Origin of the sequence: Flavobacterium sp. (genome assembly GCF_040402955.1) — a bacterium.
Lineage (GTDB): Bacteria > Bacteroidota > Bacteroidia > Flavobacteriales > Flavobacteriaceae > Flavobacterium.
In genome coordinates this window covers 137,570-156,791 of record NZ_JBBALQ010000003.1, presented here as the reverse complement: position 1 = coordinate 156,791, position 19,222 = coordinate 137,570, and the positions used below count along the sequence as shown (strand labels likewise).

The 19,222-nt window shown below is 31.1% G+C and carries 14 protein-coding genes and 1 other RNA gene; 9 read left to right on the top strand and 6 right to left on the bottom strand.

Translation table 11 applies throughout. From position 1 onward, the window contains the following. The first annotated feature begins 164 nt into the window (after window positions 1-164). Both ABWP78_RS02980 and ABWP78_RS02975 read left to right on the top strand, forming a co-directional pair. Window positions 165-2,396 (top strand): TonB-dependent siderophore receptor, encoded by a 2,232-nt coding sequence (locus tag ABWP78_RS02980; protein WP_353168878.1) that lies wholly within the window; start codon window positions 165-167, stop codon window positions 2,394-2,396. Window positions 2,397-2,598: 202 nt separating this feature from the next. Continuing rightward, window positions 2,599-2,769, top strand: a complete 171-nt coding sequence (locus ABWP78_RS02975; protein WP_353168875.1) for a hypothetical protein — start codon at window positions 2,599-2,601, stop codon at window positions 2,767-2,769. A gap of 56 nt (window positions 2,770-2,825) precedes the next feature. On the opposite strand, the gene ABWP78_RS02970 is transcribed toward ABWP78_RS02975, so the two are convergent. Continuing rightward, window positions 2,826-5,306 (bottom strand): TonB-dependent receptor, encoded by a 2,481-nt coding sequence (locus ABWP78_RS02970; RefSeq protein ID WP_353168872.1) that lies wholly within the window; start codon window positions 5,304-5,306, stop codon window positions 2,826-2,828. A gap of 151 nt (window positions 5,307-5,457) precedes the next feature. Here ABWP78_RS02970 and ABWP78_RS02965 point away from each other — a divergent pair, with 151 nt between their 5' ends. Then, complete coding sequence (locus ABWP78_RS02965) at window positions 5,458-6,165, top strand: YoaK family protein (protein WP_353168870.1); 708 nt, start codon at window positions 5,458-5,460, stop codon at window positions 6,163-6,165. Here the strand turns inward: ABWP78_RS02965 and ABWP78_RS02960 are convergent, their stop codons facing one another. After that, window positions 6,166-6,507, bottom strand: coding sequence for an ArsC/Spx/MgsR family protein (locus ABWP78_RS02960; RefSeq protein ID WP_353168868.1), 342 nt, complete (start codon window positions 6,505-6,507; stop codon window positions 6,166-6,168). 57 nt (window positions 6,508-6,564) lie between these two features. Here ABWP78_RS02960 and ABWP78_RS02955 point away from each other — a divergent pair, with 57 nt between their 5' ends. Together ABWP78_RS02955 and ABWP78_RS02950 are read left to right on the top strand one after the other, a co-directional pair. Further along, the gene (locus ABWP78_RS02955; RefSeq protein ID WP_353168866.1) at window positions 6,565-7,455 is read left to right on the top strand and encodes a CPBP family intramembrane glutamic endopeptidase; all 891 of its coding nucleotides are present in this window, start codon (window positions 6,565-6,567) and stop codon (window positions 7,453-7,455) included. An 11-nt stretch (window positions 7,456-7,466) separates the two neighbouring features. Then, entirely contained in the window at window positions 7,467-8,498 is a 1,032-nt protein-coding gene (locus tag ABWP78_RS02950) for an AMP-binding protein (RefSeq protein WP_353168865.1), read from the top strand. Between the two features lie 19 nt (window positions 8,499-8,517). Here ABWP78_RS02950 and ABWP78_RS02945 read toward each other — a convergent pair whose 3' ends face one another. The 4 genes from ABWP78_RS02945 to dnaX form a co-directional block, all read right to left on the bottom strand. Continuing rightward, the gene (locus ABWP78_RS02945) at window positions 8,518-10,146 is read right to left on the bottom strand and encodes a M1 family metallopeptidase (protein ID WP_353168862.1); all 1,629 of its coding nucleotides are present in this window, start codon (window positions 10,144-10,146) and stop codon (window positions 8,518-8,520) included. A 111-nt stretch (window positions 10,147-10,257) separates the two neighbouring features. Continuing rightward, window positions 10,258-11,886 (bottom strand): acyl-CoA carboxylase subunit beta, encoded by a 1,629-nt coding sequence (locus ABWP78_RS02940; protein ID WP_353168859.1) that lies wholly within the window; start codon window positions 11,884-11,886, stop codon window positions 10,258-10,260. Window positions 11,887-11,890: 4 nt separating this feature from the next. Next, entirely contained in the window at window positions 11,891-12,334 is a 444-nt protein-coding gene (locus ABWP78_RS02935; RefSeq protein ID WP_353168857.1) for a DUF8439 domain-containing protein, read from the bottom strand. Window positions 12,335-12,534: 200 nt separating this feature from the next. Then, window positions 12,535-13,620 (bottom strand): DNA polymerase III subunit gamma/tau, encoded by a 1,086-nt coding sequence (dnaX, locus tag ABWP78_RS02930; RefSeq protein WP_353168856.1) that lies wholly within the window; start codon window positions 13,618-13,620, stop codon window positions 12,535-12,537. Window positions 13,621-13,828: 208 nt separating this feature from the next. Here dnaX and rnpB point away from each other — a divergent pair. From rnpB to ABWP78_RS02910, 4 genes are all read left to right on the top strand, one after another. Continuing rightward, an RNA gene (gene rnpB / locus ABWP78_RS02925) (RNase P RNA component class A) lies at window positions 13,829-14,141 on the top strand. Between the two features lie 97 nt (window positions 14,142-14,238). Continuing rightward, the gene (locus tag ABWP78_RS02920) at window positions 14,239-14,883 is read left to right on the top strand and encodes a DUF47 domain-containing protein (protein ID WP_353168853.1); all 645 of its coding nucleotides are present in this window, start codon (window positions 14,239-14,241) and stop codon (window positions 14,881-14,883) included. Between the two features lie 9 nt (window positions 14,884-14,892). Continuing rightward, entirely contained in the window at window positions 14,893-16,524 is a 1,632-nt protein-coding gene (locus ABWP78_RS02915) for an inorganic phosphate transporter (protein WP_353168851.1), read from the top strand. Between the two features lie 157 nt (window positions 16,525-16,681). Beyond that, window positions 16,682-19,222, top strand: a complete 2,541-nt coding sequence (locus tag ABWP78_RS02910; RefSeq protein WP_353168850.1) for a zinc-dependent metalloprotease — start codon at window positions 16,682-16,684, stop codon at window positions 19,220-19,222.

The following is a 19,222-nucleotide window of genomic DNA, read 5'->3' as shown; positions in this document are numbered from 1 at the left end:
AGTTACAATTTTACTTTATAGTTTTAAAATAATCCATTCAAAACTTTTTCTTTTTGATAATCAAATAGTTAGAAATATTATTCTTATTTATTCTAAATAAACTTGTTTTTTATTGATTTGCGTTTTACATTTGCACTATTATTTTAATTTATTCTAAATAAAAAATGAAGAAATATATTTTACTTTTTGTAATGTTTGTTGGAGTTCAATTCGTGTTTGGACAAGTTGAAAATAAAATTTCTAATGATTTTGCCTTTGATTTTGAGAATGATACCATTAAGAAAAAAAGCAAAGCAATTGAACAAGTTGTAATTGTAAAAAAAATACAAAAGGGTGCTGTAACTGCTGGAAAGTTGCCAATAAAAGCATTGGATTTGCCACAAGCAGTAGCGATTATTGATAGAACGACAATAGAACAACAACAAATTTTAAGAGTTTCGGATGCGTTAAGAAATACAAATGGCGTGTATGTGTCGGGCGCAAATAATGCTTCTGGAAACAATCAGGAAGAATATGGCTCCAGAGGATTTACCTTTAGTGGAGCAAATACGTTTAAAAATGGTATTCGTTTTAATGGTTCATTAATTCCAGAAACCGCTTCTTTGGAAAGTATAGAAATTTTAAAAGGTAGTTCGGCTTTATTATACGGAAATGTCGCACCAGGCGGAATTTTGAATTTAGAAACAAAAAAACCTAAATTTCAACAAGGTGGTGAAGTAAGTTTTCGAGCATCAGAATTTGATTTTTATAAACCAATTATTGATATTTATGGAAGTTTAGATGAAAATCAAACAGCTGCATATCGATTAGTAACTAGTTATGAAACAGGAAATAGTTTTAGAGATGTTGTAAATAGCGAACGATTTTATATCAATCCGTCTTTCTTATTTAATCTGACAAAAAAGACTACTTTATTAGTAGAAGCGGATTACTTAAAAGATAGCAGAACACCTGATTTCGGTTTAACAACAATTGATTATAAAGTGGTTGCGTTGCCACGAAGTACTTTTTTAAATTTTGATTGGGCTACATTTGATAGTAAACAAGAAAGTGTTGCAGCTACATTAAATCATAAGATTAATACAAATTGGCAGTTGAAAGGAATCCTATCGTATCAAGGTTTTTCCACCAATTTATTATCAAGTTCAAGACCAAACTCTGGAAATCTAACTCCAACATCACCTAACAATAATTTAGTTCAAGCTAATGGAGATTGGGTAAGAGGCGTTCAAAAAGCATATACAGAACAAGATTATACTTTTGCTGAAATAGATGTAACAGGAAATTTTAATACAGGAACAATTAAACATACAATGCTTTTAGGTGCAGATGCAGACAGGTCAAATACAGGAACACTAAATTATGCAACTATAAATTATTTTGATAAAATTAATATTTTTAATCCCAGTGAAGTAATTGGTAAAAATCCAATTTATAATGGCGCAACTATTCCAATTTTAAATCAAAACACGTTTGCTAATGCAGAAATTAAGCGAGCTGGATTTTATATTCAAGATTTTATAGAATTAACTTCTAAATTAAAAGTTTTAACAGGTTTACGCTATAGTTATTTGGAAGGCACTACCAATACAACTACTTTTTCAACTAATAGTGATGTAGAAACTAAAACTAATGACAATATTATTTCATCAAAGTTGGGAATAGTATTTCAGCCTACAAAAACCAATTCAATTTTTGCAAGCTATTCAGATTCATTTGTTTTAAATACGGGAACAGATAAAAATTTTCAAGTATTACCTCATTCGACTATTGATCAATATGAAGTTGGTGTGAAAAACGAATTCTTTAATGGTCGATTAACTGCTAATGTAACCGGTTATGTTATCAATTTTGGAAATTTAGCGCAAACTGATTTTTCAAATGGAAATATAAATACAAATATTAAAGAATTAGCGGGTTCTTATACAAGTAAGGGAATTGAAATTGACATTACGGGTAATTTTAAAAATATAAGAGCGATGGCTGGTTATAGTTTTAACGAAACAAAATATACAAAAAGTAATATTTTCGATAAAGGAACTCAGTTGCGTTTTGCACCGAAAAATACGGCAAATGCAAGTTTGTTTTATACGTTTGTAAATTCAAAATTAAAAGGGTTTGAAATGGGAGTTCAATCCGTTTATATTGGAGAAATTTTAGGTGGAAGATTGCGTCCAAATAACGCATCAACTCCGGCAGAATTAGCAAGAAAGCCAATTCAAGTTGACGGTTTTTTACAATTTGATGCTTCAGTTGGTTACACAACTAATGCTTTCTCAATACGAGCAAAATTATCGAATATTGGAAATGTTACGAGTTATTATGTTTACGATGATAATACGGTTACGCCTATTGCACCAAGAATGATTTCAACAACAGTTTCGTATAAATTTTAAGAAAAATAAATAAAATGAATTAAAAGCAGCAGCATTTTAAATTGATTTAATTATTTCCTTTGCATTTTAGTTCTTTCTTACGAATCAAGAAATGCATTTTCTTACTAAAAAATAAAATTACATTAAAAAAAAGATATTATTTGTTAAAAATAAATTTATGATTTATCTTTGACAAGAATTCACAAATAAAATTCCGGAAAATATGTTTGAATTTGACCAGTATTTAGGCTTTATTCTCTTCTTAACCATTTTAACTATAGGTTTTTGGTTAATGTTTTTTCTTGTAGGATTTGTTCAATATTGGATTGGCGGATCGTTAATAGAATTATACAAAGAAAAGAAAGCAAGAAAATTAGCTGAACAAGAAAAGTAATTTTCTTAGTCATAAAAAATCCCGATTCGTACGAATCGGGATTTTTTTATTTTGTATTAGAATTCTCCGCCACCGCCTTCTTGTTGGTCAAGGCTCTTTGGTCTTATTTCTTTTTCGTTTTTCAATTTATTAAATCTGTATGTAAATGAAATCGTCACTTGTCGAACTCTCCATTGCATTTCGCTGTAAGAATTTACAGTTGGTAATCTTAAATCTTGAATTCTTTTTCTGGAATTAAAAACATCATTCACGTTAAGTGAAATGGTAGCTTTATCTTTAAGTACATCTTTACTAAAAGCTAAATTCATACTTGCAATTCCTAATGTTTTTCCTTGTGCTGTTTTTTGTCCAGCATTATAAGTTCCATTAGTTTGCCAATCAATTTTGTAAGGTAAATTTATTTTAGACGTTAGTCGAGCTGTCCAAGTGCTTGATTTATAATCGAAATTTTGATTTACTACTAAATTATTAGAATTTATAAATTGATAATTTCCTTTTGTTTCATTATAAAAATAATTCACGTTTGAATTTAATTTCCACCATTTTTTTACGGTATAATTTAAGGTAACTTCCATTCCAATTCTATTGTCTTCACCTAAATTAAAAGGTGTGTTTTCAATAACAGGAATTCCATTTATAAACCTTCCACTTTCTTTTCTTACCGTTTGAAAAGCATCTGTTGTGTGATTATAATACGCGGAAGTACTAATTGTGGTTTTATCCCATTTTCTTAAATAACCAATATCAAATGCGTCTGTAAAGGATGGGTTTAATTTTGGATCTCCAATAAATAAATTGATATTACTGGTGTACGAAGAAAACGGATTAATAAATCGATCTCTTGGTCGAGTAATTCTTTTACTGTAGTTTAAGGAAATGTTCGAATCGTTATTTAATTCATACGTTAAAAACAAACTAGGAAAAAAGTTATTGTAATTTCTAGAGTTTAAATCGTTTGTCAGTAATTGATTGATTTCTAAATTGGTATTCTCCAATCGTAAACCTCCTAAAATAGATAATTTATTAAAAAATTTAGTACCTAATTGTGTATAAATGGCACTTACATTTTCAATATATTGAAAATTATTTGTAAAACCAGGAATATTCGTATAAAGACTGTTCTGATTTACGCGTTCCAATACTTCATAATTACTAGTAGAATTTGTGTAACTTCCTCTATATCCTGCCTCAAATTGTAAGTCTTTGGTAATGGGTAAAACGTAATCAGCTTGAATTAAATTTCTTGTTTGTCTACCAATTTTTGAGGTTTTTTCATCTGAAATGAAAGTGCTTGTTTCTAAAATACTTCCATAAATAGTTGAAAATTCATCTTCTTCATTTAAAGAAAAAGAAGCATCTATAGTTAATTTGTGACCTTCTTTTTTAAATTTCTTTAAATAATTTGATGTAAATTCTATAGCTTCATTTCTGCTAATCGATTGATTGTCTCTGAAACGCGTAAACAAAAAGTTGGTCCTATCTAGCGTGTAATTTTTGTAGGTGACATCTTCAAAATTTTTACCATCGTTATTTCTATAATTGATACTATTGGTCCAAGTTGCCGATTTGTCTTTGTTTAAAAATACTTCTATTCCAAAATTACCATTGAATCCATTGCTAAATCTATTGGCTTTTCTACGTTCCTCAATATAAGTATTGGCACCAAAATTTTCTTGATTAATTTTTGTAGCTCCTGGATTGTTTCTATCATTATAAGCCAATGTTGCAAATAAATTATAAGTTTCTGATTTTGAATTTATATTTGCAGAAATACCTTGGTTTTTTGGATCTCCGGCCGTTGTAATTAAAGTTCCGTTGATTCCTTTATTTTTTCCTTTTTTAAGAATAATATTCAAAATTCCACCACCACCTTCGGCATCGTATCGTGCGGACGGATTGGTAATCACTTCAACTTTTTCAATAGCATCTGCAGGTAGCATTCGTAAGGCATCGGCAACATTTATGGCAGTTGAAGGTTTTCCATCAATTAAAACACGTACACTTTCGTTACCACGTAAACTAATATTTCCTTCTACATCAACCGCAACACTTGGTATGTTATCTAAAACATCACTTACCGTTCCGCCCTTTACCATTAAATCTTGTCCAACATTATATACTTTCTTATCTAATTTAATATCAACCGACGTTTTTTCACTTCGAATCACGACTGTCTCAATTTGGTTAGAATCAGATTCTAAGGCGATATTTCCCAAATTTGTATCTGAAGTAATAGTTTGGTTTACTTTTTCTTGAGTTTTAAAACCAGGAAATTCGTATTTAAAATTATAGGTTCCGTTGTTTAATTCGATGCTAAAGTTTCCATTTGCATCTGAAGTGCCTCCAGTGATAATTTTTTTAGTATCTGATTTTGAAATCGTAATGACAGCGAATTCTATTGGTTTTGTAGTTTCTTTATCGATAATTTTTCCAGTAATAATTATTTTTTTTAACGAAATTTGAGAAATTGCAGTAGTACTAACGAATAAGAACGTAAGTAATAGCATTGATTTTTTTAATAACATATAGTTTGACATTTTACAGTACAAACGTAGTGTTATGTATTTAAAACATGTATTAAATCTATGTTAAAAGATTTAATTACATAAATTTAATAAATATTATTTTCGAGTAAGCTTTATCATTAGAAGTGTATATTTTTGTATATTTATACTTATTTTAACCGATATGTTTAGCCACAAAGGAAATACTAGAAATATTAATCACAATATCGGAATTGCTTCTTTGTTATCTTTTGTAGCTGGTATAGTAAATGTTATAGGGCTTTTGTCAATTCAAAAACTAACTACAAATGTAACGGGTCATTTTGCATACATGGTAGAAGAAGCAACCTTATCAGATTTTAACCAGTCAATATTTTATTTCATTTATATTTTTTCCTTTTTTTTAGGCGCTTTTTTTTCTAATTTTATTATAGAAATTACTCAAAAGGTAACGGTAAAACATATCTATGTTATTCCTGTTTTAGTAGAAACTTTTTTATTACTTTTTGTTTCTTTTTTAAACTTCAGTTTTATTCTGAAAAATCCAAATTTAATAGCTTGTTTGTTATTATTTGCAATGGGTTTACAAAACTCTTTAGTGACTACAATTTCTAATTCAGTAGTAAGAACTACACATTTGACAGGTTTATTTACAGATTTAGGAATTGAAATTTCCCAGTTGTTTTTTTATAAATCATCAGACCAACGATTAAAATTATATTCAATAATTAAATTAAGGTTAACTATTATAACTACTTTTTTTATTGGTGGGATTTTGGCTGGTTTGTTTTTTTCAACTTATAAAATGAAAACCCTCTTGATTGCCTCACTTGTTTTAATTTTTGGATTGGTTATAGACTATATTAATGTTAAATTAAACGAAACGAAATAATTACAAAATTGTATTTATTAATTCAGTAGGTCTTGCAATTACTGCTTTTTCGTTATTAATTACGATAGGTCTTTCTATTAGTTTTGGAAATTGCAACATCGCTTCAATAATTTCTTTATCAGTTAAAATTTTGCCTTTAAAATATTCAATCCAATCTTTTTCCTTAACTCTTACCAATTCAATTGGCTTAATTTTTAATTTTTTTAATATCGTTTCTAACTCAGTGTAAGTAAGCGATTTTTCAAGATAATGTATGGTTTCAAAGGGTATTTTAAGGTTTTCTAAAAAACAAACACCTTCTCTGGATTTTGAACATCTTTTGTTGTGATAAATGGTTAACATAAATATTTTTTTTACAAAGGTAATAATTGTAATTTAGTGGACTTAAAAATTCGTAATATGTATATAGAACAATTGCAAAAGTTTAAAATTAATTTATGGTCTTATACTATAATTCCATTTCTTTTTTTAGCTTTAATGGTAACAAATTTTATTTCATCAGAAGGCGTTGATACAAATGAAGTGATAAAAAAAACGATTGAAAAGTATGGAATAAATGGTACGTTTGTAATGCTAGTAGCGCCATTATCATTTTTGTTATTTATAGTTTTATTTTATAACAAATTCATTCAAAATAATTCCTTACGCATTTTGACTACATCTCGTCCAAAAATCGATTGGTCAAGAGTTTTTTTCTCATTTGGAGTTTGGGGAGGCATTACGATAATTACAACTATTATAGGTTATTATACCGCTCCAGAAGATTTTGTAATTCAATTTAATCCTGAAAAATTTGCTGTTTTTGTTGTATTGGCTGTCGTTTTAATTCCTTTACAAGCTAGTTTTGAAGAATATTTATTTCGGGGGCACATGCTACAAGGTTTAGGTTTAGCTACAAAAACAAGATGGGTGCCATTATTAGTAACTTCATTTTTATTTGGAATAATGCATATTGGCAACCCAGAAGTAGATAAATTGGGTATGATTATTATGTTTTATTATATTGGAACGGGTTTGTTTTTAGGAATTTTAACATTAATGGATGAAGGTTTAGAATTGGCATTAGGATTTCACGCTGCAAATAATTTAATTGGGGCTTTGTTGGTCACTTCAGATTGGTCGGCATTTCAAACGCATTCTATTTTAAAAGACGTTTCCTTGCCAAGTGCGAGTATGCAAACTTTTATACCAATTTTGGTGTTTTTTCCTATATTATTATTTGTTTTTTCAGTAAAATACAAATGGAGCAATTGGAAAGAAAAACTTTTCGGAACCATAAAACCAATTTAAGTATCAGAATAATGAATCAAATTATTCATCCCGATTTTAAATTAAACGGAAAAAGTTTTACGTTTATAGAACTTTTAGCCGAAGCTTTATATTTAAAAGAAACCGGGCAATTATTTGAAAAAGAAATCGGAAAATTCCTTTTAGATTGGCTAAATAATGAATCCTTTATTATGGTTCAAACTTCTGGTTCTACTGGAAAACCAAAGCAAATTTTGTTGCAAAAATCGGCTATGATCGCTTCTGCCAATGCAACAGGGTTGTTTTTTGACTTGCAACCAAAAAACACCGCTTTGTTATGTTTGTCAGCCAATTATATTGCTGGAAAAATGATGTTGGTACGTGCAATTACTTTAGGATTACATTTAGATACAATCAATCCGAATAGTGCTCCTTTGCAAACGAAAAAGTATCATTTTGCAGCAATGGTTCCTTTGCAAGTGCAAAAATCGTTATCAAAATTACATTTGGTTGATATTGTATTAATTGGCGGCACAAAAGTGAGTTATAGTTTGTCAGAAAGTATTCTAAAAACCAATTGCAATGCTTTTGAATCCTACGGAATGACAGAAACCATTTCGCATATTGCTATAAAGAAAATAGGCGAGTTGTCATTTACTGTTTTGCCAAATATAACTGTATCTGTAGATGAAAGAAGTTGTTTAGTAATTGAAGCAGTAGAACTTTCTAAGGAAAAAGTCATCACAAATGACATCGTAGAAATCCTAAATGCAACTCAATTTATTTTGAAAGGACGAATTGACAATGTAATTAATTCTGGTGGTATTAAAATTTTTCCAGAAGAAGTAGAAGAAATTCTTGCTAAATTCATTTCAGTTCCATTTTTTGTTGCCAGAAAACCAGATGAAATTTTAGGCGAAAAAGTAATTCTTGTGCTTGAAGCCACTCCGTTTGCTATTGATAATAGCGTGTTTTCAGAATTATCAAAATATCAAATACCTAAAGAAATTCTTTTTTTAGAGTCATTTGAAAGAACAGAAACGCAAAAAATAAATAGAAAGAAATCTTTAGAAAAATTAGTATAAACAATTACTTCTCAATAAATTATTTTCTTTCTACCTTAATATAAAACTGATTGGTTTTTACAGAAACATCATCCAAAACTACCTTTTTATCTACTTTTAGTTCTTGATTTTCAGTATTGGCTTGTAAACGTATTGTTTTTTTGTTAATGATAATATCAACGGGCATTTTAAAATCGGTAGTTACATTTTCCCATTTGTAATTCAGTTTGTTGCCAGATTTTGATAATACCAATTTCGGAATTTTTGTAGTGGTTAAATAGTTCTGAAATACCGAAGTTAAATCGATACCGCTTTCTTTATTAAAGAAATCAATTACTGTTTTTGTGTCAATAATTTGTTTTTTATACGTTTCAGAATAATCATAAAGTAATTTCCACCATTTTACATCATCATTAATAATATGTCTAATGGTATTCAGCATTAAGGCGCCTTTGTAATACATATCGCCACTACCTTCTCGGTTTACACCAAATTGACCAATAATTGGACGGTCGTTATTAACGTTTCTAGCTTGACCGTTAATGTATCTCATTGCTTGGTCATATCCTTTAATACATTCAATAAAAACGGTTTCTGTATAGGTTGTAAAGCCTTCGTGAATCCACATATCGGCGATGTCTTTACTTGTAATGCTGTTACCAAACCATTCGTGTCCGGTTTCGTGAATCGTAATATAATCGAAAAACATTCCAGCACCCGTTCCTGATAAGTCCATTCCAAGATACCCTTTTTTGTACTTATTTCCATATGCGACAGCACTTTGGTGTTCCATACCTAAATAAGGCGTTTCCACTAATTTATAACCATCTTCAAAAAACGGATATTTCCCAAATTTCGATTGAAAGCAATTCATCATCGGTTTTACATCATTGTCAAAATGTTTACGAGCTGTTTCTTCGTTGTATCGCAACACATAATAATCTAAGTCTAAACCTTCGTGATTATCGTGAATATGCACATAATCGCCAATGTTTACTGTGATATCATAATTATTAATTGGGTTTTTCACTTCCCAATCCCATCGCGTATAGCCGTCTTTTAAATCGGTTGAACCTAAAAATCTTCCGTTGGAAACATTCATTAATCCGTTTGGTACGGCTACTTTTATGCTGGCGCCATTATCAGGTTCATCCGTTTGCGAATCTTTACAAGGGTACCATAAACTCGCACCGGTTCCTTGCACTGCCACACCAATCCAAGGGTTTTGTTTTTTGTCTTTTGTAAATACAAAACCACCATCCCAAGGTGCATTTTTAGCTATGATAGGATTTCCACGATAATAAATTATTAATTTATGGGTTTTACCTTTTTTTAAGACTTCTTTAAAATGAACAAAGACGGCATTAAATTCTCTTGTAAAATTAATTTTTGGGAGACCATCTAATTGTATATCATCAATTATCATATTTTCAAACAAATCTACTTGGATTTTATTTGTATCATCGTCTACTTTAAATGTTATCGTGTTGGAACCAAATAGACATTTTTTTTCAGGATCAATTCTGATGTCTAAATCGTATCGCAACACATCATAACAGGTTCTTTCTTCACGAAGTCCACCTTGTAGCGAATCTTTACGAGAAAATTCTTGCGCTTTCATTTGATTGAAACCCAATAGGAAAAGGGTAAATAGAAGTATTTTTTTCATAGTAAAGAAAGTAAAATTAAAATATGAAACATAATTATTAAATTATAAAGATGCTTTCAGCAATACAAGTTTGTGTTTTTTTACTGATTACTTATAACTGAACATTGCCAACTAAACCTGTATCACACCTAAATTAAATTTCTTTTCAATAGGCGAGTGGTTGGCGGCTTCAATTCCCATAGAAATCCAAGTTCTGGTATCTAATGGGTCAATGATAGCATCTGTCCATAATCTGGAAGCGGCGTAAAAGGGCGACACTTGCGCATCATATTTGGCTTTAATTTTATCAAATAATTCTTTTTCAACTGCTTCATCTACAACTTCTCCTTTGTTTTTTAAGGAAGCGGCTTCAATTTGTGCGAGTACTTTTGCGGCTTGCGTACCACCCATAACGGCTAACTCAGCACTTGGCCAAGCAAAAATTAATCGTGGATCATAAGCTTTTCCACACATAGCATAATTTCCTGCACCGTATGAATTTCCAACTACAACTGTAAATTTAGGCACAACAGAATTGGCTACAGCATTTACCATTTTGGCACCATCTTTAATGATTCCACCGTGTTCCGATTTGCTTCCTACCATAAATCCTGTCACGTCTTGTAAAAACACTAATGGAATTTTCTTTTGGTTGCAATTCGCAATAAATCGAGTGGCTTTATCCGCACTTTCCGAATAAATTACCCCACCAAACTGAATTTCACCTTTTTTAGTTTTTGAAACCAAACGCTGATTGGCAACTATTCCTACTGCCCAACCCTCAATTCTGGCATATCCAGTAATGATGGTTTGTCCGTAACCAGCTTTGTATTCATCAAACTCTGAATTATCCACCAAACGTTTGATAATTTCGTTCATATCATATTGATCCGTACGTAATTTTGGTAAAATTCCGTAAATATCTTTTGGTTCTAAAGCGGGTTTTGCAGGAGTTTCTCTGTTAAATCCGGCTTTGTCATAATCGCCAATTTTTGAAACAATACTTTTAATTCTGTCTAAAGCGGCTGCATCATCTTTGGCTTTAAAATCGGTAACGCCTGAAATTTCGCAGTGTGTTGTTGCACCACCAAGTGTTTCATTATCAATAGTTTCACCAATTGCGGCTTTCACTAAATAACTACCTGCTAAGAAAATACTTCCTGTTTTGTCAACAATTAAAGCTTCATCACTCATAATTGGCAAATACGCCCCACCAGCAACACAACTTCCCATAACGGCAGCAATTTGGGTAATTCCCATACTGCTCATAATGGCGTTATTACGAAAAATACGCCCGAAATGTTCTTTGTCAGGAAAAATTTCATCTTGTAGAGGCAAATACACCCCTGCAGAATCTACCAAGTAAATAATTGGTAAGCGGTTTTCCATCGCAATTTCTTGTGCTCTTAAATTCTTTTTACCAGTAATAGGAAACCAGGCACCTGCTTTTACAGTTGCGTCATTGGCTACTACTATGCATTGTTTCCCTTTAATGTATCCTATTTTTACGACCACACCTCCAGATGGGCATCCGCCGTGTTCTTCGTACATGCCATCTCCAACAAAGCCCCCAATTTCAATACTTTTGGCATTGTTGTCCAATAAATAATCGATACGCTCTCTGGCTGTCATTTTGCCTTCGGCGTGCAATTTATCAATACGTTTTTGTCCACCACCTAATTTTACTTTCGTAAATTTTTGCAGCATATCTGACACCAAAAGTTTGTTGTGGTCTTCGTTTTTATTGAAATTAATATCCATTTTTTTATAAGTCTAATTCGAATGTTTGTCTAAATAATTCAATGTTAGGATTTAACTCCTTAAAATGTTTGTATTTTTCTTCGTTGGTATAAATTACTTTAGGTTTGTAGGTTTCAATTACCGTTATTTTAATTTTCAAATCGTAATTTCGTAAATTTGTTTTTAGGTAACTTACTAATTCAGAATTCGTATTTTCAAAATCTTCTTTAGAACCTTGATTTGGAAATTCTAACAATATATTGGTGCCCATTAATACAGGTTTGCTCAATCGCATATAACTTGCAAATAATTTTTTCCCTTTATTTTCTAAAATATCTATAAAATCATTCCAATGTTTTATGGCATCTTCCTGTGTGAATGGATCGGCTAAATGTTCACCTACAGATAAAGTTTCTGATTTTGCTAAATTAGAAACATCTGCTTTTTGTTTTAATCCTTTAATAGACAAAGAAGAAATTCGATTACTAGTATCTAGAATAGGAGTGAAATTTTGTTGAATTTGTTCAATTTTTGCTTCAATTTTTTCTTCCGCTTTTGGAAATTCTTCTTGAATTACTTCTATTATTTCAGGTGCTGAAACAATTTGTGGCTGAATTGATATTTGTGGCGATTGACTTTTTTGAGTTGAATCAAAGAAAGTAGAAGGTATTATATAGTATTTAACTTTTTTTTTTCGGCATCATGTGTTAATGAAGCCAATTGCATAAGCGTAAGTTCAACAAATAATCGTTGGTTTTGACTAACTTTATATTTTAAATCACATTCATTGGCAATAGAAATTCCTTGTAATAAAAACTCTTGAGACGCTTTTTGTGCCTGAACTGCAAATTCTTGTTGGGTTTGTTCGCTGACTTCTAATAACGAAAGCGTTACAGGATTTTTACTAACTAATAAATCTCTAAAGTGCGAAGCTAAACCTGCAACAAAGTGATGTCCGTCAAATCCTTTCGCTAAAATATCGTTATACGTTAAAAGTAATTGAGGAATATTGTTCTCTAAAATTAAATCGGTAACTTTTAAATAATAATCGTAATCTAATACGTTAAGGTTTTCAGCAACAGCTTGACGCGTTAAATTATTTCCACAATACGAAACCACTCTGTCAAATATAGACAACGCATCACGCATGGCACCATCTGCTTTTTGCGAAATGATACGCAAAGCTTCTTCTTCAAACTGCACATTTTGATTTTGAGCAATTTCCATTAAATATTCTTTTGTGTCGTTTATGGTAATTCGTTTAAAATCGAATATTTGACAACGCGACAAAATAGTAGGAAGAATTTTATGTTTTTCAGTCGTAGCTAAAATAAAAATAGCGTGCTTTGGTGGTTCTTCTAATGTTTTTAAAAACGCATTAAATGCAGAAGGAGAAAGCATGTGTACTTCATCAATAATGTACACTTTATATTTACCAGTTTGTGGAGGTATTCTGACTTGGTCAATAATACTTCTAATATCATCAACACCATTATTAGACGCGGCATCTAATTCGAAAACATTGAAAGAAAAATCTTCATTTGGATCATCATACCCTTCTTGGTTGATTTTTCTAGCTAATATTCTGGCACAAGTTGTTTTTCCAACACCACGAGGTCCTGTAAAAAGTAATGCTTGAGCCAAATGGTTGTTTTCAATGGCATGCAACAAAGTAGTAGTAATAGCAAGTTGCCCAATAACATCTTTAAATGTTTGAGGTCTGTACTTTCTTGCTGATACTATAAATTGTTCCATATTAAAATATTGATAGCAAATATAGATTTAAAAAGTGAAAAGTCAAAAGTGAAAAGTGAAAAGTTATTAAGAATTTGTACCACAACTGTTTTATAACATAGATTAAAAAATTATATAAATTTTTAAATTTTTTTTAATCTGTGTTTCTAAATATAATTCAGAAAATCAATTTAATTATTAAAAAACGCTCAATTTAAATTATATTTGCAGTGCAGACCGCCTTATCGCTCCGATTTATCGGGGAGGAAAGTCCGGACACCAAAGGGAAGCATAGCGGGTAACGCCCGTCTGCCGATATGTATCGGTAAGGACAAGTGCAACAGAAAGTATGTACAGGTGAAGCTGTAGTGAAACCAGGTAAACTCTATGCGGTGAAATTTCAAGTATATCAGCATGTAAGGGCTTCTCGTCCGTTGTTGAAGGGTAGAAAGATGGATTCCGCGAGTAATTTCGGAACTAGATAAATGATAAGGCTCCGATTTTATCGGAGACAGAATCCGGCTTACAGGTCTGCTTTTTTTATTAAATGAATTAAAAATTTATTAATATCTTTTTATGACTTAACTTTAAGTTAATATTAGAGTGTTAGTTTTGCAACGAATTTTAATAACAATAAAAATGGCTTTAAAAGATATTTTAAATTTTTTCTCTCCTAAGGACAAAACTTTCTTCCCTTTATTTGATCAAGCAACTCATAAATTAACAAAACTTTCCGAGTTTTTACACGAAGCAACTAATGCTACAAAAGAAGAAAGAGAAGTTTATTTCAATAAAATTGATGAATTAGAAGAGCATATTGAAAAAATATCTCATACTATGAATTTAGAGTTGAGCAAAAATTTTATTACTCCTTTTGATAGGGAAGATATACATGCTTTAATGAGTGCTATTGAAGATGTTTCTAGTAATTTACAAGAAGCATCTAACAGAATTAGAATGTATCAGGTGGAGAAAATCAGTAAATCTATTCGAAAAATCACGGAAATCAATTTAGAAGCTTGTCAACTTATTACAGAATCTGTAAAAGAGTTAAAAGAAATGAAAGATTTTAAAAACGTATTTGAATGCGTGAAAAAAATCAACAAATTAGATAGAAAATCAGATTCTGTATTCGAAAAAGCCATTTCAGATATTTTTGAAAACGAAACAGATGTTAAAAATATTATTAAATATAAAGAAGTATTAGCATCCCTAGATAAAGCTACAGACAAATGTAAATCTGTGGCAAGAGTTCTAGAAGCGGTTGCAGTAAAACATTCTTAATTAAGTACTATGTTTGCACTTTTAATAGTAATTATAATAATTGCTTTGTTATTTGATTTGGTAAACGGATTTCATGATGCGGCCAATTCAATAGCAACAGTTGTTTCTACAAAAGTATTATCTCCAACTCAAGCAGTGGTTTGGGCAGCTTTTTTCAACTTGGTCGCCTATTGGGTATTTGATATGAGTGTAGGAAATACGGTTGCTAAAACAGTTGATAATTCTGCAATTACATTATGGGTTATCTTAGCCGGACTTATAGCCGCAACGCTTTGGAATTTATTAACTTGGAAATTAGGTATTCCATCTTCTTCTTCTCATACACTTATTGGTGGATTTGGAGGTGCTGCAGTGGCTCACGCTGGTTTTGATGTTTTAAATTCAACCGAAATTTTAAAAACAGTTGCATTTATATTTTTAGCTCCTGTTATTGGAGGTCTGATTTCTTATTTGATTGCAATGGTTACCATCCAAAGGAAATTTGTGATAAAAATTACAATTTCAACTTTACTATCACTACTTACTGTTTATATTACCTATAGTTTAAAAGATGCTTTAGATATTAAGCCAATTATGATTTGGATTATTGGAGTACTACTAGGACTTTTCTTAGTGGTGTATTGTTGGTACGAAATAGTACATGGTAAAAATCCTTCGCATACAAAAGAAGGAAACATGTACAAAAAATTACAATTACTTTCTTCAGCTGCTTTCTCTCTAGGACATGGTGGTGCCGATTCTCAAAAAGTAATGGGTATTATTTGTGCTGCTTGTATTGTTTATGCAAATTCATATAGAGGCGGAACAGATACGGATATGCCTAATTTCGTTAAAGAATATAACTTATTAAATACCACCGAAATTTTACAAATAAAATACAGCAATGAAGAAGGGAATTTGAAAAAATTTAAACCTTCTGTTGGTGTTTTTGGAAGTGATATAATTTACTTAGATGGTAAGAAAATAGTAGATGTTTCCTCGAACGAAACTATTTATTCCGATGAAAAGTTAAATACTGGAGTTTCCAAAACAAATCCATTTTTAATGGCATTGGAAAACGAAAAAGTAAATACAAACAATTTTGAAAAAGCTTCCAAAAAACTGGCAAAACTTGAAGTATATTCAGATAAAAAGGAAGTTAAAGATGTTGTTACTAATGAAGTGATTTTTAGTGACAATAAAATTAATCCGAAATACAAATACGCTAAAATTTTTGCTAAGTATATTGATGAAGATGGAAAATTATTAGAAGGACACAAGTTAGAAACGAAAGTTACTAAAGAAACTATGCCAACTTGGATTGCTTTTGGTTGTTATTTAATGATTGGTACAGGTACTTTAATGGGTGGTTGGAAAATTGTTAAAACGATGGGAACCAAAATTACCAAAGTAACTCCTCTTGAAGGCGTTTGTTCTGAAACCGCTGGTGCTTTAACCTTATTTACTGTTTCACAAATGGGAGTGCCAGTATCAACAACACATACTATTACAGGTTCTATTATTGGAGTAGGAGCGACCAAACGTTTAAGTGCGGTAAGATGGGGCGTAACCATTAGCTTGTTATGGGCTTGGATACTAACTATCCCTGTATCTGCAATTATTGGGGCGTTACTTTATTATGTTACTACCTTCTTTTCGTAAAAATAAAATTTTAATAAAAAAGCCGATTTTCAAAATAGAAAATCGGCTTTTTTTATGTTTCATCATTTGTTAAAATTAGCATAATTTTTTTAGAATTTAAGTAACATAAATGTATATTTAGTGTCTTATATAATAACTAACCAAAAATAATATCATTATGTTGAAAAAATCAATACAAATTTTATTTTGCTTTTTGCTTTTAGGCACCTTTGATAGTGTGGCACAAAAGAAAGACCAAAAAAGTAAAAATGCACCACCACCACCACCAGCAGCAGAAGCAAAAAAACCAGAGGCTAAAAAAGAACCAAAACCGTACAAAAAAGTAATTGACTCTACAGCCGTTACGCAAAAAGGTCTAATTGATGTGCATAAAGTGGCAGATAAATATTTATTTGAAATTTCTGAATCATTAATCGGAAAAGAAATAATGACGATAACCCGATATTCTAAAACGCCAGCTGGAGGAGGAATTTTTGGTGGAGAAGAAATTAACAGACAAGTTGTTCGTTTTGAAAAAGGGCAAAATAATACCATCATTTTACGTTCAATTACGTATGTAATTACGACTCCAGATGAAGATAAACCAATTACAAAGTCAGTAAAAAATTCTAGTGCCGACCCAATTATCGGTATTTATGATATTTTGGCTTATAAAAAAGACGAAACTGGAAAAAACAATATTGCAAGCGTAATCGATATGAACGCGGCTTTTGATTCTGATTTACAAACGTTTTCTTTGAATTCAATTAACAAGCAAATGTTAAGCATTCAGGCATTTCAAAAAGACAAATCATTTATTCAGTTTATAAAAAGTTTTCCAATCAACACGGAAATTAGAACTACAAAAACGTTTACAACTGTAGCGCCTCAAATTTCAAGAACGCCAATGCCTAAAATTGGTGTTGATTTCCCAGCAGCTCTTGATGCGGGTGTAGTTACAATGGAATTAAATACATCGTTTATTTTATTACCAGAAAATCCAATGCGTAAAAGAACCTTCGATAAAAGAGTAGGATATTTTGCAAACGGATATGATGTTTTTGAAGAAGATTCTCAAAAAGCAGATACAGATGTTTTTGCTGTTAGATGGCGTTTAGAACCAAAAAATGAAGAAGACGCTCAAAAACAAAAAAGAGGCGAATTAATTGAACCTAAAAAACCAATCGTTTATTATTTAGACCCTGCTACGCCAGATAAATGGAAACCGTTTATCAAACAAGGTATTGACGATTGGCAAGCTGCATTTGAATTTGCAGGATGGAAAAACGCCATTCGTGGTGAATATTGGCCAGAAAACGATCCAACTATGAGTTTAGAAGATGCTCGTTTTTCTGTATTAAGATATTTTGCTGCAGAAATTCAAAATGCATACGGACCTAATGTTCACGACCCAAGAACGGGTGAAATTATGGAAAGTCATATTGGTTGGTACCACAATATTATGAGTTTATTACGCGATTGGTATTTAATTCAAACGGCTGCAGTAGACCCAAATGCAAGACATAAAAAATTGGATGACAAATTAATGGGTGAATTAATTCGTTTTGTGGCGGCTCACGAAGTAGGTCACACGCTAGGATTACGTCATAATATGGGCGCAAGTAATGCCACTCCAGTAGAAATGTTGAGAAATCCAGAGTTCCAAAAGAAAAACGGACATACATCATCAATTATGGATTATGCACGTTTCAATTATGTAGCACAACCTGAAGATAATGTAAAAGATTTATTTCCAAGAATTGGCGATTATGATAAGTGGGCTATCAAATGGGGGTATTCCTATTTTAAAGATGCTGCCGATGAAAAAGTGGAAAAAGCATTGTTAAATGAAATGACAAAAGACGCTTACAAAGATAGAAGACTATGGTTTGGTACAGAAACAAATCCATACGATCCACGTTATCAAACTGAAGATTTAGGAGATAATTCTATGAAAGCGTCTGCTTATGGAATTAAAAATTTGAAAAGAATTTTGCCTAATCTAACGGAATGGAGTAAAGAAAACGGTGAAGATTATTCAGAATTAGAAGGATTATATAATTCGTTAGTAGGACAGTTTAGAAGATATATGGGGCACGTAACTAAAAACGTAGGTGGTGTTTATGAAAATCCAAAAACCTATGATATGGCAGGAAATGCATACGAAGTTACACCTTCTGTAATTCAAAATGAAGCAGTAGCCTTCTTAAATGAGCAATTGTTTAAAACGCCAACTTGGTTATTAAATCAAAATATTATTTCTAAAATAAAAGGCGATGTTGGTGTAGATGCCATTAAGAGTATGCAAGATGCAACACTTTCAAGTTTATTATCAAATGATAGATTGGTTCGGTTAATTGAAACATCATCTTTAAACAAAGCCAATTATTCAGTTGATGAATTAATTTCAGATTTAAGAAGAGGTATTTTTTCAGAATTAAAATCGAATGCTGCTATTGATATGTATAGAAGAAATCTTCAAAAAGTATTTGTAAGTAGAGTTATTGATGTTGCCTTAGCTGATAAAACGGCTACTGGAAATTTTGATGGAAAAAGAATTAGTGTTTTAGATACCGATATTCCTTCTATTGCTAAAGGACAATTGGTGGAATTGAAAGCACAATTGAAAAAAGCAAGTGCTGTTTCTACAGATCGTTTAACTAAATTTCACTTAAATGATTTGGTTGCGCGTATTGAAAATGCTATGAAACCAAAGTAA

What these genes read in the sequence shown, in the direction of transcription:
- ABWP78_RS02980 (WP_353168878.1), top strand. Translation starts at nt 165, where the DNA reads ATGAAGAAATATATTTTACTTTTTGTAATGTTTGTTGGAGTTCAATTC.
- ABWP78_RS02975 (WP_353168875.1), top strand. Translation starts at nt 2,599, where the DNA reads ATGTTTGAATTTGACCAGTATTTAGGCTTTATTCTCTTCTTAACCATT.
- ABWP78_RS02970 (WP_353168872.1), bottom strand. Translation starts at nt 5,306, where the DNA reads ATGTCAAACTATATGTTATTAAAAAAATCAATGCTATTACTTACGTTC.
- ABWP78_RS02965 (WP_353168870.1), top strand. Translation starts at nt 5,458, where the DNA reads ATGTTTAGCCACAAAGGAAATACTAGAAATATTAATCACAATATCGGA.
- ABWP78_RS02960 (WP_353168868.1), bottom strand. Translation starts at nt 6,507, where the DNA reads ATGTTAACCATTTATCACAACAAAAGATGTTCAAAATCCAGAGAAGGT.
- ABWP78_RS02955 (WP_353168866.1), top strand. Translation starts at nt 6,565, where the DNA reads ATGTATATAGAACAATTGCAAAAGTTTAAAATTAATTTATGGTCTTAT.
- ABWP78_RS02950 (WP_353168865.1), top strand. Translation starts at nt 7,467, where the DNA reads ATGAATCAAATTATTCATCCCGATTTTAAATTAAACGGAAAAAGTTTT.
- ABWP78_RS02945 (WP_353168862.1), bottom strand. Translation starts at nt 10,146, where the DNA reads ATGAAAAAAATACTTCTATTTACCCTTTTCCTATTGGGTTTCAATCAA.
- ABWP78_RS02940 (WP_353168859.1), bottom strand. Translation starts at nt 11,886, where the DNA reads ATGGATATTAATTTCAATAAAAACGAAGACCACAACAAACTTTTGGTG.
- dnaX (WP_353168856.1), bottom strand. Translation starts at nt 13,620, where the DNA reads ATGGAACAATTTATAGTATCAGCAAGAAAGTACAGACCTCAAACATTT.
- ABWP78_RS02920 (WP_353168853.1), top strand. Translation starts at nt 14,239, where the DNA reads ATGGCTTTAAAAGATATTTTAAATTTTTTCTCTCCTAAGGACAAAACT.
- ABWP78_RS02915 (WP_353168851.1), top strand. Translation starts at nt 14,893, where the DNA reads ATGTTTGCACTTTTAATAGTAATTATAATAATTGCTTTGTTATTTGAT.
- ABWP78_RS02910 (WP_353168850.1), top strand. Translation starts at nt 16,682, where the DNA reads ATGTTGAAAAAATCAATACAAATTTTATTTTGCTTTTTGCTTTTAGGC.